Annotated in this window: 12 protein-coding genes; 5 read left to right on the top strand and 7 right to left on the bottom strand. The window is 55.1% G+C overall.

Features of this window, described 5'->3' with window-relative positions; genetic code table 11:
* Window position 1 precedes the first annotated feature (1 nt).
* The 3 genes from rsxA to ACJAXR_RS11265 form a co-directional block, all read right to left on the bottom strand.
* Entirely contained in the window at window positions 2–586 is a 585-nt protein-coding gene (rsxA, locus tag ACJAXR_RS11275) for an electron transport complex subunit RsxA (RefSeq protein WP_415058371.1), read from the bottom strand.
* A 16-nt stretch (window positions 587–602) separates the two neighbouring features.
* The gene (gene metG / locus ACJAXR_RS11270; protein ID WP_415058449.1) at window positions 603–2660 is read right to left on the bottom strand and encodes a methionine--tRNA ligase; all 2058 of its coding nucleotides are present in this window, start codon (window positions 2658–2660) and stop codon (window positions 603–605) included.
* A 157-nt stretch (window positions 2661–2817) separates the two neighbouring features.
* On the bottom strand, window positions 2818–3198 hold the full coding sequence (locus ACJAXR_RS11265) for a VOC family protein (protein ID WP_415058370.1): 381 nt from the start codon (window positions 3196–3198) through the stop codon (window positions 2818–2820).
* A gap of 198 nt (window positions 3199–3396) precedes the next feature.
* Between ACJAXR_RS11265 and pomA the strand changes: the two genes are divergently transcribed.
* The 5 genes from pomA (at window position 3397) to ACJAXR_RS11240 (ending at window position 7460) form a co-directional block, all read left to right on the top strand.
* Complete coding sequence (pomA, locus tag ACJAXR_RS11260; RefSeq protein ID WP_415058369.1) at window positions 3397–4170, top strand: flagellar motor protein PomA; 774 nt, start codon at window positions 3397–3399, stop codon at window positions 4168–4170.
* The gene (locus ACJAXR_RS11255) at window positions 4170–5075 is read left to right on the top strand and encodes a flagellar motor protein MotB (RefSeq protein ID WP_415058368.1); all 906 of its coding nucleotides are present in this window, start codon (window positions 4170–4172) and stop codon (window positions 5073–5075) included. Before pomA ends, ACJAXR_RS11255 begins: the two co-directional genes overlap by 1 nt.
* A 181-nt stretch (window positions 5076–5256) precedes the next feature.
* A complete protein-coding gene (locus tag ACJAXR_RS11250; protein ID WP_415058367.1) occupies window positions 5257–5931 on the top strand; it encodes a response regulator transcription factor in 675 nt (224 codons plus the stop codon).
* Window positions 5928–7205: a sensor histidine kinase gene (locus ACJAXR_RS11245; RefSeq protein ID WP_415058366.1), complete on the top strand. Its 1278-nt coding sequence runs from the start codon at window positions 5928–5930 to the stop codon at window positions 7203–7205. Before ACJAXR_RS11250 ends, ACJAXR_RS11245 begins: the two co-directional genes overlap by 4 nt.
* Window positions 7206–7322: 117 nt before the next feature.
* Complete coding sequence (locus ACJAXR_RS11240) at window positions 7323–7460, top strand: hypothetical protein (protein WP_415058365.1); 138 nt, start codon at window positions 7323–7325, stop codon at window positions 7458–7460.
* A gap of 105 nt (window positions 7461–7565) precedes the next feature.
* Here the strand turns inward: ACJAXR_RS11240 and ACJAXR_RS11235 are convergent, their stop codons facing one another.
* The 4 genes from ACJAXR_RS11235 to ACJAXR_RS11220 all read right to left on the bottom strand — a co-directional run bounded on the left by ACJAXR_RS11235 (window position 7566) and on the right by ACJAXR_RS11220 (window position 12967).
* A complete protein-coding gene (locus ACJAXR_RS11235) occupies window positions 7566–8945 on the bottom strand; it encodes an NAD-dependent succinate-semialdehyde dehydrogenase (RefSeq protein WP_415058364.1) in 1380 nt (459 codons plus the stop codon).
* A gap of 139 nt (window positions 8946–9084) precedes the next feature.
* Window positions 9085–11172: a glucans biosynthesis glucosyltransferase MdoH gene (mdoH, locus tag ACJAXR_RS11230; RefSeq protein ID WP_415058363.1), complete on the bottom strand. Its 2088-nt coding sequence runs from the start codon at window positions 11170–11172 to the stop codon at window positions 9085–9087.
* Entirely contained in the window at window positions 11172–11429 is a 258-nt protein-coding gene (locus tag ACJAXR_RS11225; protein ID WP_415058362.1) for a hypothetical protein, read from the bottom strand. The genes mdoH and ACJAXR_RS11225 overlap by 1 nt, the downstream gene beginning before the upstream one ends.
* Window positions 11426–12967 carry a glucan biosynthesis protein G gene (locus ACJAXR_RS11220; protein WP_415058361.1) on the bottom strand — a complete coding sequence of 514 codons (1542 nt, stop codon included), beginning with the start codon at window positions 12965–12967 and terminating at the stop codon, window positions 11426–11428. The genes ACJAXR_RS11225 and ACJAXR_RS11220 overlap by 4 nt, the downstream gene beginning before the upstream one ends.
* Window positions 12968–13003: the final 36 nt, after the last annotated feature.

The raw sequence follows: 13003 nt of genomic DNA, 5'->3' as shown, positions 1-13003 counted from the left end.
GCTACAACCTTATCAATCCGGTGAAGCCCATGAACGCCAGAGACATAAGTCCGGCGGTGATCATGCCGATAGCCGCGCCGCGAAACGGAGCAGGCACGTCGGCGATGGCAATGCGCTCACGCATGCCGGCAAACAAAATAAGGATCATCGAGAAGCCCAAAGCGGCCCCTAGGCCGTATACAGCAGATTGCATAAACGTCTGCTCAGCGCGGTTGGTGTTCAGTAACGCCACGCCCAGTACCGCGCAGTTGGTGGTAATCAGCGGCAGGAAGATTCCCAGTACGCGGTACAGCAGGGGGCTGGTTTTGTGTACCACCATTTCGGTGAACTGAACCACTACAGCGATGACCAGGATGAACGATATGGTCCGCAGGAATTCCAGCTCAAAGGGCACCAGAATGTACTGGAAGGTCAGGTAGCTGAGTATCGACGCCAACGTCAGCACAAAGGTAGTCGCCATCGACATGCCGATGGCGGTCTCCAGCTTGCCGGATACACCCATGAAGGGGCACAGCCCGAGAAACTGCACCAGAACGAAATTGTTGACCAGTATGGTACTGACCAGGATAAGGGCAAATTCCGTCATTACCTGAACCCCTCGTTTATTTTACCCGTTGCCCTGGCTTGGCACCGTCGTCCGGGCTCAGCAGGTAAATCTCGTCACCGCCAGGACTCGCAGCCAGCACCATGCCTTCAGACACGCCGAACTTCATCTTGCGCGCGGCCAGGTTGGCCACATAGAGCGTCAGTTTGCCTTCCAGCTTGGACGGGTCAGGATAAGCACTCTTGATGCCGGAGAACACGTTGCGTTTGGCATCGCCGATATCCAGTGTCAAACGCAACAGCTTGTCCGCGCCCTCGACGAACTCGGCCTTCTCGATCAATGCGACGCGCAGGTCGACGGCGGCAAAAGCATTGAAATCGATTTCCGGTGCAATCGGCTCCTTGGTCAGCTCGCCATTGCCTGTAGGTGCCGATATTGACTCGCTGGCAGCGGCTTCCAGATCTTCCCTGGATGCGTCAATCATGGCGTCAATTTTCGTCGGCTCGATACGCGTCAGCAGTGGCTTGAATGCGTTGAGCTGATGGTCGGCTAGCAGGTTTTTGTGACTGTTCCAGGTCAGCTCGGGCACGTTCAGAAATGCCTCGGCATCGGCGGCCAATTTGGGTAACACCGGCTTGAGAAAAATCACCAGATGGCGGAACAGGTTGATGGCCAGCGAACAGATGGCCTGTACCTCGTCCTGCTTGCCGTCTACCTTGTTCAGCGCCCAGGGCGCCTTGTCAGCAATATACGCGTTGGCCTTGTCGGCCAAACCCATGATTTCACGCATGGCTCGGGAAAAGTCACGTTTTTCGTACGCCTCGGCAATACTCGGCGCCGCAGCGATAAAGGCGTCTGTCAGCTCCGGAGCCGGATTGGCTGCAACCATCACGCCGCCGTTGCCCTTATGAATAAAGCCCGCACAGCGGCTGGCAATATTGACTACCTTGCCGACCAAATCCGAGTTCACCTTTTGAACAAAATCATCCAGGCTCAGATCCATGTCCTCAACGCCGCGGCCCAGCTTGGCCGCGTAGTAATAGCGCAGGTACTCTGGCGACAAGTGATCAAGATAGGTGCGCGCCTTGATAAAAGTGCCGCGCGATTTGGACATCTTTTGGCCGTTTACCGTCAGGTAGCCATGTACGTTCACGGCAGTCGGCTTGCGGAATCCCGCGCCCTCAAGCATGGCCGGCCAGAACAACGTATGGAAGTTGATGATGTCCTTGCCGATGAAATGATACAGCTCAGCCTGTGAATCGGCGGCCCAAAACGCGTCAAAACTCAGATCGGGGCGACGCTCACAAAGGTTCTTGAAGCTGGCCATGTAACCGATCGGCGCGTCCAGCCAAACGTAGAAGTATTTGCCCGGCTCGCCTGGGATCTCGAAACCAAAGTAGGGTGCATCACGGCTGATATCCCATTCATGCAAGCCTGAGTCCAGCCATTCGGCAATCTTGTTGGCAACCGCATCCTGCAGGGTGCCGCTTCGCGTCCACGCCTTGAGCATGTCGCTGAAGTCCTGCAGGCGAAAGAAGAAGTGCTTGGAGTCCTTCAGAACCGGCGTCGCTCCGGAAATCGCTGAACGTGGATCCTTCAGTTCGGTCGGCTCATAGGTCGCGCCGCATTTTTCGCAGTTATCACCGTACTGATCTTCTGCGCTGCACTTGGGGCAGGTGCCCTTGATGAAACGATCAGCCAGGAACATCTGTTTCTCGGGATCGAAGTACTGGGTCACCGACCGTGTGCTGATATGTCCGGCTTCTTTCAACCGTTGATAAATCAGCTCGGAAAAATACTTGTTTTCCGCCGAGTGCGTGGAGTGATAGTTGTCGAAGTTGACCATAAAATCGGCAAAATCAGCGGTATGTTCGGCTTTCACGTTGTCGATCAGCTGCTCCGAGGTAATGCCCTCTTTCTCGGCGCGCAACATGATGGCCGAGCCGTGAGCATCGTCCGCACACACATAGATGCATCGATTACCGCGCAGCTTCTGAAATCGTACCCAGATGTCAGTCTGAATGTACTCAAGCATGTGCCCCAGATGGATCGAACCATTGGCATAGGGCAGAGCGCTGGTGACGAGGATCTGGCGGGGCACGGTAGAGCTTGGCATGGACATTAGGCTTCTATTGATAACGGATGAAAAAGGGGTGAATCATACCCGTTTGAGTGGCGGGGGTCATCAGGCAGCACAGACGCAACTGAGTACTGAAGCTTCGGGCAATCATAAAAAAAGGACCCATCAGGGTCCTTTTTTATACAGCGACTTTTTAACCCATGCGCTGCAAGGCACAGATCTTGTTGCCGGATGGATCGCGCAGGTAGGCCAGATACATTTTCATGCCGCCACCCTCGCGCACACCTGGTGGATCCTCGCAGTCGGTGCCGCCATTGGCCAGACCGGCTTTGTGCCAGGCGTCGGCCTGTTCGGAGTTTTCCACGGCGAAGCCGATGGTGCTGCCGTTGCCATGGGAGGCGGGTTCGCCATTGATGGGCTTGGTGAGGGCAAGAATGCCGCTATCAGTGAAGTAGAAGCAGCGTCCCTTGTCGTCGATAACACCGGGCTTGCAGCCGACTGCGCCGAGTACGGCATCGTAAAAAGCTTTGGATGCCTGAATATCGTTGGCACCGAGCATGATGTGACTGAACATGTTGTTTCCTTGTTAGTTATTTTGTGTGGGTAACAATACCTAGAGTCATACCAAGCGGCGAGTGCGTCAATGGTTATCCTGGCCAATCAATAGGCCTGTAATTCGGTAGTAGATAGTTATTGATTGCCTTAGAATTCCGACTCTTCAGTTTTAGTCAGGCTTTGTCAGCCGCGCTAGCTTGCGCGCAAGGGGATTTTCTTGGATTTAGCTACTCTTATAGGCCTGTTAGGTGCTCTGGGTATCATTGGCTCAGCTGTTTTGCTGGGCGCGTCGCCTGGCGTGTTCATGAACGTGCCATCGCTGCTGATCGTGATTGGTGGCAGCTTGCTGGTGGTGTTGGCGAAATTCAGTATTACCCAGTTTCTGGGTGCTATTAAAGTTGCGGGGCGTGCTTTCAAATTTCGTTTGCCCGATACCGAGGAAAGTATCGCAGAACTCGTCGCTTTGTCGACGATAGCGCGTAAGCAGGGCCTATTGGCCCTTGAGGATCAGGAAATCAGCAACCCTTTTCTGCAAAATGGTATTCAACTGCTGATTGATGGCCACCCCCAGGAAACCGTGCGGGCGATTCTGGAAAAGGAGCGAGTACTGACCCTGGACCGAAATCGCTGGGGGGCGAAGGTGTTCACTGCGCTGGGTGACGTGGGGCCTGCCATGGGTATGATTGGCACCTTGATTGGTCTGGTGCAGATGTTGGCGAACATGGAGGACCCCAAGTCCATCGGTCCGGCTATGGCCGTAGCGCTGCTCACTACGCTCTATGGCGCTATGCTGGCCACCATGATCTGCATCCCGATTGCTGACAAGCTGTCACTGCGTATGACCGAGGAAACGCGCATGCAAAGCCTATGGATCGACGCCATTTTGGCCATTCAGGAGGGTACTAATCCGCGAATTGTCGAGCAATTACTGGCGAGTTACCTGCCGCCCAATAAACGTGAGAAAGCTTCCAGCGAGGCGGGCGAAGCCTGATGGATTTGCCCGAGGAAGAAGACAAGCCCGGTATACCCGCCTGGGTAGTGACCTTTGCCGACCTTATGTCGTTGTTGATGTGCTTCTTCGTACTGCTGCTGTCTTTCTCCGAAATAGACGCAATGAAGTTCAAGCAGATTGCTGGTGAACTGAGCAAGGCCTTTGGTGTTCAGCGCGAGGTTCCCGTGTTGGACATACCCATGGGCACCAGTCCGATCTTCGATAAATTCTCACCGGGTAAGCCAGAGCCTACGCCAATCGAGGCAGTGCGCCAGCAGACCTCCGAGGCGTTGCCGCAGATAGACACTCTGCGGGCTGAAAGCGAAGCAGAACTGGAACAAAAAGTGGCTGATACCACCGAGAAACAGCTTCTGATGAACATGGAGGCGATCAAGAACGTCCTTGAACAGGAGCTCACAGAAGGTCGGCTACAGGTGGAACAGGACCGCAAGCGGGTTATTATTCGTATCGAGGAGCGTGGGGCCTTTCCTTCGGGATCGGCCGACATGACAGAGGATTTCGAGCAGATTTTGTGGAAAATATCGGATGTGGTCGGTCAGTTACCTGGGGAAATTATTGTAGAGGGTCATACGGATGACATCCCGATCAACACCGCGCGTTTTCATTCTAACTGGGATCTGTCGGCGGCACGTGCTTCCTCGGTAGCCAACGGCTTGCTCGCAACTGGCGCAGTGGAGGCCGGACGACTCAAGGTTCAGGGCTATGCTGAGACCCGCCCACGCGCCAGTAATGAGTGGCCTGAGACACGGGCGCTGAACCGTCGCGTAGAGATTATTGTCGATCTGGCAGAGGCCGCAGACCAGTATGAGCAACGGTTGAGGCAATTGATGGAAGACGATACGGAAAAGGTCATTGAGAGTTTTGAGGTTCAGGACGCACCTTGATGGGCACAACCGCGGCAGCTGTCCGTTCGGACAGTGCGCAGTGCGCAGTGCGCATCGTTTTAACCGAGTGTTAACCGAGTGATGCCGACACTGCCGCACTTGATCTTCCCTACTCCGAGCTCGATGCGTGCCTGCACCCCAGCAGGCACAGCCGGCTGCACTCTGACGAGACCGTTACAATATGCTGGATATTCTGCTGGTGGAAGACGATAGGGATCTGGCCGCGACGGTGATCCAATATCTCGAACTTGAAGGTATTCGTTGCGACCATGCTGATAATGGCGTCATGGCGCTGCAACTTAGCCGGGGTAATGCCTACGATGCGATGCTACTTGATCTGAACCTCCCGCGACTGGACGGTATCAGTGTCTGTGAGCAGTTGCGCGCTGAAGGCAATGATGTGCCTATTCTGATGCTGACTGCCCGAGATCAGTTGACGGACAAACTCGACGGATTCCGTGCGGGTACAGATGATTTTTTGGTCAAACCTTTTGAACTGCAGGAGTTGATTGTGCGGGTGGTCGCGCTGACACGCCGGCGTAGCGGCCAGTCCAGGATCCTGCAATGTGCAGATCTGCGTATTGATTTGACGGCGCACGAAGCCACTCGCGCTGGCGTCCGACTGAAAGTCTCGCCGACGGGCTGGAAGTTGTTAGAGCATTTATTGCGCGCGTCGCCCGCCGCCGTGTCGCGACAAAAGCTGGAACAAGCCGTTTGGGGTGAGGACGTTCCCGACAGCAACGCGCTCAAGGTACACATGCATCACCTCAGGCGAGCCATAGACAGTGAAGCCGAAATACACCTGCTGCAAACGGTTGCTGGCTATGGATTTGCTATTCGGGAGTCTGCAGCATGATACGGATGCTGGGTTTGAAGTGGTTGGCCCTGTTGACCTTTATTGCATTGGGAATCGGGCTGGTAACGGGCTATACATTGCTTTCAGCGCACTCTTACATGAGCGGTATGGATAACATCGTGGCAGGGCAGCTTGGCCGTGCGGCAATGCAGACCGCTGCTTACGAGCTGGGGGTTCAAGGGCCGAGGGAAGAGTACATCGTCACTCGAACCTGGGATCGGCAGCCGGCGATGATACGGGATGCCTTTGGTCAGGAGCCGGACCAACCGGGCGTATTGTACAAAGTGTATGCGGGTGAAGAAGGTCCCCAGGCTCGCCTTTATTTTGCCGTCCGGCAAAAAACTCCCGCCGGTGATCGGTTCGTGACCCAGCAACTGGCGCCGCTGCCAGGCGGCTCGGGCCAAGTTATATCGCCGGCGCAGAATCGGATGATCAATCTAACATTGATCGGTTTGGGTACGGCATTGATGATAGGTCTCATGATCGCACTGCTGTGGCGCCGGGTATCGCGACCCATCACCGCTTTAGGTGACTGGGCGGCAGGTCTAAGCCAGCGCAATCTCAGTGAGCCAGTTCCTGACTTTGTTTATCCGGAGCTGAACCGTTTTGCTGAACTGGTCAGGACCAGCCTGACATCAGCCCACCAGGGACTGGAGCGTGAGCAGTTGTTCCTCAGCCATACCAGCCACGAACTAAGGACACCCATCAGCGTAGTGAGGGCCAATCTTGAATTGCTCCGCAGAATACAAACCTCGGAAGGGCCCAAACCGGATCCACGCGAGATCGAGATCATCAACCGCATCGATCGCGCCAGCCTGACCATGAAAGATGTGACAGAAACCTTGCTCTGGCTCGGTCGCGACGATACCTCGTCGCATCCCTGCAAGACGCTGCGGATCGATGGGGTGATCACCGAGCTGGTTGATGGCTTGCGGTATCTGCTGCAAGGCCATCCAGTTGAGCTTGAGCTGGACCTGCAGCTTGCAGAGCTCTACTTACCCGAAGCGCCCACACGGATCGTACTAGGCAACCTGATACGTAACGCCTTTCAGCACACGCGCAGTGGCAGCGTGAGTATCGTTCAGCGGGGCGGGCATGTGGATATCGTCAACAGTCTGCGCGATGGGAACGAGGCTGCCAGTGAAACCGGTTTTGGTCTTGGTCTGAAGCTGACCGAGCGCTTCACGGAAAAGCTTGGATGGCGCTACAGCAACCAACCTGTGGCCGCAGGACGAAAAGTTGAGGTGGTATTGCAGGCGTTAACCCCTCGTTAACTTGCACCTAGGCATTGTATCTCTCAAGGGGATCAATCCCCACTAATCCGGAGATTGACACATGCTTAGTTACCCGACTCTCACTAGTGCAAACATCTGCTCCTTTGGCGGTGCTCTATGAACGGCCCTTCCAATAACGATCACCCTTCCAAGTCGCGTATCCGCTGCCGCTGGCTGCGTCGTGGCGCTATCTGCAAGCGTCATGATGGAGCAGACAAGGCCAAAGGTCGTCCGATGGTGTCCAGCGATACCTGAAACACAAAAACCGGTCTACGACAGGACCACGCTATAGTGTTGTAGCGTCACCCCGTCGTAGACCGGTTTTTTTGCAGCCTGATGGCTGCATTGTGTTTCAGAAAATCAACCTTCGTTGATCATGATCGCTTTGATGTTAACAAATTCGTGCATACCAAAGCCGCCATGTTCACGTCCATATCCACTTGCCTTGACGCCGCCGAAGGGTAACTGTGGTTGAGCCAGATTATAGCCATTGATGTTGACCATGCCGGTATCAAACTCATCTCGAGCAAGAGCCAGTGCGCGCTTTTCATCCTTTGAAAAGATGCCGCCGCCCAACCCATAGGGCGAGTCGTTGGCTATGCGCATGGCTTCTACTTCATCTTTAACTTTGATCAGCGCTGCAACCGGTCCGAAAAGTTCGTCATCGTAGGCTGGCTGTCCGGGGGTCACATTCTCCAGTACCGTGGCGGGGTAGTAGTAGCCCTTGCCCTCGGGAATCTCTCCGCCCAACACACAGGTAGCACCTCCTTCGATCGATTTACGTACCTGCTCGTGCAGATTGTCCCGCAGATCCTTACGGGCCATGGGGCCCATCACAGTATCCTTGCTGGTGGGGTCGCCAACTACAATCTTGCCCATAGCTGCAACGAAGGCATCGCGAAAGGCGTCGTATACCGATTCGACGATAATAAAGCGCTTGGCAGCGACACAGGTCTGCCCTGTGTTGTTGATTCGGCCCAGCACGCAAAATTCGACCGCTTTTTCGATATCGGCATCGGCCAGAACCAGATAGGCATCGTTGCTGCCGAGCTCCATAACAGTTTTCTTCAGCACTTTGGCGGCGCGTTGTGCAACGTAACTGCCAGCGCCGGGGCTACCGGTGAGCGTTACCCCACGGACCAGCTTGTGCTCGATGACCTCATCCGAGGTTTCGTGGTCGATCAACAGGGTGCGGAATGCATTGTGGGGTAGACCGCCGTCGCGATAGAGCTTCTCTACTTCAAGCGCCATGCCCCAGACATTGGCAGCGTGTTTGAGCAGGACGGTATTGCCGGCCATCAGGTTGGCAATGCTGTAACGAACCACCTGGTACAAAGGAAAATTCCACGGCTGGATGCCGTATATGACACCTTGTGGGCGGTAGGTTACCAATGCCCGGCCCCCGCTCGATTCACGGGTTTCGTCGGCCAGTACCTTAGGACCCTGCTCGGCAGTGTACTCGCAGATAGCCGCACACAGATCACATTCCTGCTTGCCCTGATCAAGGGTTTTGCCCATTTCTCGCGTCATCAGCGCAGCATATTCATCCTTGCGCTCGCGAATCAGTGTAGCGATCTTGCGCAGAATATCACCGCGCTCCTGATAGGACGTTTTGCGCCAGTCGAGAAAGGCTTCATGGGTTTGTTCGATCACGGTATTGGCTTCGGCTGAAGACATCAGAGTATAAGTTTCCAGAATCTCTTCAGTAGCCGGGTTGATCGTCTGGTGGGAGTTAGACATAGATAGGGCTCCTTTGCAGGTTATGGCGGTATAGCCATGTGATGCCCTTTTGAACCCCTATTTGGGATAAGAGTTCAGTCTGAATATCGGCATAGAACAATTCATGTGTCGCTGGATGTGTGTTGTTGCGCGTTTCAGCCTACAGCTTACTCAGCAGCTGACCCCATACGGAGTCTGGTGGTGCGAGCCATATCTGTTCGTGTAACCACGTGAGCGACACCTGATCACTTGCCAACAGATTACGCTCGCCGCTGCTGAGGCTTTCGGCGCCATGGCGCAGGCATTGTTCACGCAGGTTTTGCAGGCGCGTCTTGCGGATCGCTCCGCCAAGCTGACGGGCCAGTGCGGCATGCACGGCGTTGAGGCGGGGATCCACTAGCGCCCGCTTAAACGCAGATAGGTCCAGATGGGGACGGTGCTGAATCGGATTGCCATTAAGGTCGTCGAGCAGTTGCGATCCGCTCGTTTCCTCGGGAATTCTCAACAGACCCCAGCGCTTGAGTCGTTGGCCAGCCTGGGTGCGGCTGAGCAGAACGAATACCGGCGCCGCGAAGATCAGCGGGACGGCAACCGGAAGGGACCACAGGAAAAACATCGGGTCGATCCAGTAGGCAAATCCTGTCCAGCTCAACGCCAGCACACTACCGAACGCCTGATTCAGGATGGCTTCGCCCCAGCGGCTTTCACCGCTGCGATTTTGTCCGGCCCACTTCAACTTGAGATTGAAAAGCGACTCCAGAACAAAGCGGGTATGCGACAGCATACGAATCGGAGCGAGCAGTGCGGAGACGATCATTTCAAGCAAAACGCTAAGAAACAATCGCAGAGCACCGCCGAAATGGCGAGACCGACCAGCAGATATGGTGTCAAAAACCGCCAGAAACTTGGGAATAAACAGCAGCGAGAAGGTGATCAGTATCAGTACCAATGCGCGTAGCGGTTGCCATTCTGGCCAGACCGGATGCAGCTGATGAGCCTCTGGAAAATAATCGATTGGCCAAATAACCATGCTGGCCGCTGCGATGGTTGCCAGTATCAGAAATGCCAGCCACAAAGGGGAGGCGGCATAGGACATGATGCCATTTAGAAAAGCCATGCGGTGAGCCAGACGTAACCGCCGGCCGCGCACCAGTAGCCACAGGTGTTGAAGATTGCCTTTGGCCCAACGCTTGTCGCGTGTCAGTTCTTCGACCAGGGTAGGCGGGGACTCTTCGTAACTGTGCTGCAGCTCTGGCTCTAGCCAGACTTCGTGGCCGGCACGACCCATATAGGCAGCCTCGACAAAATCATGGCTGAGTATGGGTCCTCGGAACAAGCCCCAACCAGGTAATTTGCGCAGCCCGCAATGGCGCATGAAAGGCTCTGTACGCACTATCGCATTATGGCCCCAGAACGCGGCTTCGCCCATCTGGATTGCAGCCAGACCTGAAGTGAACAACGGTCCGTATAGCTGGTTGGAAAACTGCTGGATTCGGGCAAACACCGACTGGCCATTAAGCAGGCTAGGACTGCTTTGTATTATCCCTACCTGCGGGTGACGCTGCATCAACTGAACCATCTGCACCAGGGTCTTGCCACCCATCAGGCTGTCGGCATCGAGTACTACCATATAGGGGTAATCCCGGCCCCAGCGTCGTAAAAAGTCACCAACATTACCGCTCTTGTAGTTCTGGTTAAGTGGGCGACGCCGATAATATAACCGACCTTGCGCCTGTAACTCGGTTGTCAGCGACGCCCAGGCGGCTTGCTCGTTAAGCCAGATATCCGGGTCGCGGCTGTCAGAGAGAATATAAAAGTCGAAGAACTCGATGTGCCCTGTGCGCTGTACGCTCAGATAGACTGCTTTGAGCCTGCCCAAGCAGTCCTCTACTTGCTCGTTATAGATCGGCATGATGATGGCTGTGCGTGCCATTGCCGTGGCAGCGAGGGCCTCTGGGTTCTGCTGGCGCATAAGTGATTGCCGGTCGCCGCCAGTGCGGCGCAAGACAAAGCCGAAAACACCGATCCAGAATCCGACAGAAATCCAAGAAAAAAGTATGGCGAACACGCTTGCCATGCCTATCTCTACCCAGGTGTTGCCGTTATAAGGCAGTACCGAAAGCATAAAGTAAGTGGCAGCCGCTGTTTGCAGGAGCACTGCGGTCAGCAGCAGTAGCCGGCGTCTGAAGCCGGTTGCACGCCAATTATGCACGGACGCTTGGGGCGTGGCGGGCTGGGGTGTAGACATCAATAATCACCATAACCCAGGCTGCCGCGGTGGATGGACGGTGCCTTGCACAATAGCGGACGCTCAGGCAGCTCGAAAAAAGCCGGCACTCGCGCCATGCAAACGCGAAGCAGGTCGTCAGAATGGGCGTCCAGGGCTTCAGTGATCAACGCCAGGGCCCGCTTTTCAATAAGAGGTGTAATGACAATGCCGGTCATATCAAGGTAGCTAATGATCCGATGTAACGCCTGTTCGCTCTGGGAGGAGGCGACACTCACTTCTTGTTGCTCAACAGACCCGTATCGCGGGGCAGCTGATAGGTCCAGGTTTCGGTCAGAGGGCTGCCTTCATGCTGCAGGTAGCCCCTCAGCGCCAGAGGCTTGTCGTTAGCGGGTCGAGCAAGAATCGATAAGCGCCATTGCTTCAGTGGTTCAATATATTCGACAAAGTGTCCCAGGACTTCGCTGTCTTCCAGACCCGTGACAGAGGCTACGATGGGCGCCTCAGCGCCCAGTTTGTCGAGTGCCTGGCCGGCGAAATCGACAATCACACGCACTGCATCTTCCTGATCTCCGCCACCAACCCTGCTACCGTCGCCAACAAAGGTGGCTAGACTGCGCGCCAACGGTTCAGCAGGGATGTGCTGGTTGCCAAAGGTCGTCGTGTAGGCGAAGTGTTGCGGTTCGCCCGGGCTGAGCGTTTTTGTCGGCTGCCAGAAAGCGACAATGTTGTCGTTGGTTTCATTGGGCGTTGGCAGTTGAACCAGCACGACATTACCTTTGCCCCAATCACCTTCCGGTTCAACCCAAGCACTCGGGCGAGTGTCGTAACGGGCTTCTTTGTCCATGTACTGAGTGAACGTGTCGTCGCGTTGAATAAGACCAAATCCGCGTACATTTTCCGTCGCGAAGTAATCCGTGGTGAGGGAGGTGGGATTGATCAGCGGCCGCCATAACCACTCATCAGATGCGCCGTCATGTATCAGCAGGCCGTCTGAGTCGTGTACTTCTGGACGCCATTCACCGTGAGGCCTGAAGGTGTTTTCGCCGTAGTAAAACATGCTTGTCAGCGGTGCCACACCCAGTAACTCGACATCTGTGCGCAGGAATACAACCGACTTGACCTGCAAGGTAGTCTTGTCACCAGGGGTAACCGTGAATTCATAGGCGCCGGTCATGCTGGGGCTATCAAGCAAGGCATGAAAGGTGAAGCTGGTAGCCTCTGCTTTGGGCGTTTCGAGCCAGTATTCGGTGAATTCAGGGAACTCCTCGCCACCGGGTAACCCGGTATTCACTGCCAATCCGCGGCCCGAGATGCCGAAGTTGGTATCCCGGCTGACCGCGCGGTAGTAGCTTGCACCGGCAAAGACCAGAAACTGGTTCTGGGTATCCTTACCTTCTAGTGGATAAGTCAATTTGAAGCCAGCGTAGCCTAGGTCTGCCGGGATCTCTTGCTCCACTTCGCTGTTGGGAAAGGTAAAACTGGATTTGTTAAAAGCCAATGGCTTGATTTCACCATCAGCGACAATGTTTATTTTAACCGGGTGCGTGTAAAACAGGCCGGGCGGCACGAGCATTACCTTGAAATCGGAAGATGCATCCTGCCAAAGGCTACTCTCCGGCTTGAAACGTATACCCTGATACTGGTCGTAACTAAGGTCTCGCAAAAACCGCGGAATCTCGGTAGGCGCTTGATAGTTTTCCCGCGCCAGGGACTCTGCCTTGGCGACAACAGTATTACGGACGGTGCCTGCGGTAACGGAGACAGAAAACGTCAACAGAGAAACGCCCAGCGCAGGTAAAAAGGCAAGCTTCATTCAACAGTTCCTTGCAGCAAGAGAAATCCGATTCTC

It is taken from the genome of Halopseudomonas sp., assembly GCF_047631575.1.
GTDB lineage: Bacteria > Pseudomonadota > Gammaproteobacteria > Pseudomonadales > Pseudomonadaceae > Halopseudomonas.
Note: the sequence above shows the minus strand (reverse complement) of the source record. Positions and strands in the feature narration are given on the sequence as shown.

Bases quoted from the DNA above. Each gene is read 5' to 3' on its own strand.
- rsxA (WP_415058371.1), bottom strand. From the start codon at position 586: ATGACGGAATTTGCCCTTATCCTGGTCAGTACCATACTGGTCAACAAT.
- metG (WP_415058449.1), bottom strand. From the start codon at position 2,660: ATGCCAAGCTCTACCGTGCCCCGCCAGATCCTCGTCACCAGCGCTCTG.
- ACJAXR_RS11265 (WP_415058370.1), bottom strand. From the start codon at position 3,198: ATGTTCAGTCACATCATGCTCGGTGCCAACGATATTCAGGCATCCAAA.
- ACJAXR_RS11255 (WP_415058368.1), top strand. From the start codon at position 4,170: ATGGATTTGCCCGAGGAAGAAGACAAGCCCGGTATACCCGCCTGGGTA.
- ACJAXR_RS11250 (WP_415058367.1), top strand. From the start codon at position 5,257: ATGCTGGATATTCTGCTGGTGGAAGACGATAGGGATCTGGCCGCGACG.
- ACJAXR_RS11245 (WP_415058366.1), top strand. From the start codon at position 5,928: ATGATACGGATGCTGGGTTTGAAGTGGTTGGCCCTGTTGACCTTTATT.
- ACJAXR_RS11240 (WP_415058365.1), top strand. From the start codon at position 7,323: ATGAACGGCCCTTCCAATAACGATCACCCTTCCAAGTCGCGTATCCGC.
- ACJAXR_RS11235 (WP_415058364.1), bottom strand. From the start codon at position 8,945: ATGTCTAACTCCCACCAGACGATCAACCCGGCTACTGAAGAGATTCTG.
- mdoH (WP_415058363.1), bottom strand. From the start codon at position 11,172: ATGTCTACACCCCAGCCCGCCACGCCCCAAGCGTCCGTGCATAATTGG.
- ACJAXR_RS11220 (WP_415058361.1), bottom strand. From the start codon at position 12,967: ATGAAGCTTGCCTTTTTACCTGCGCTGGGCGTTTCTCTGTTGACGTTT.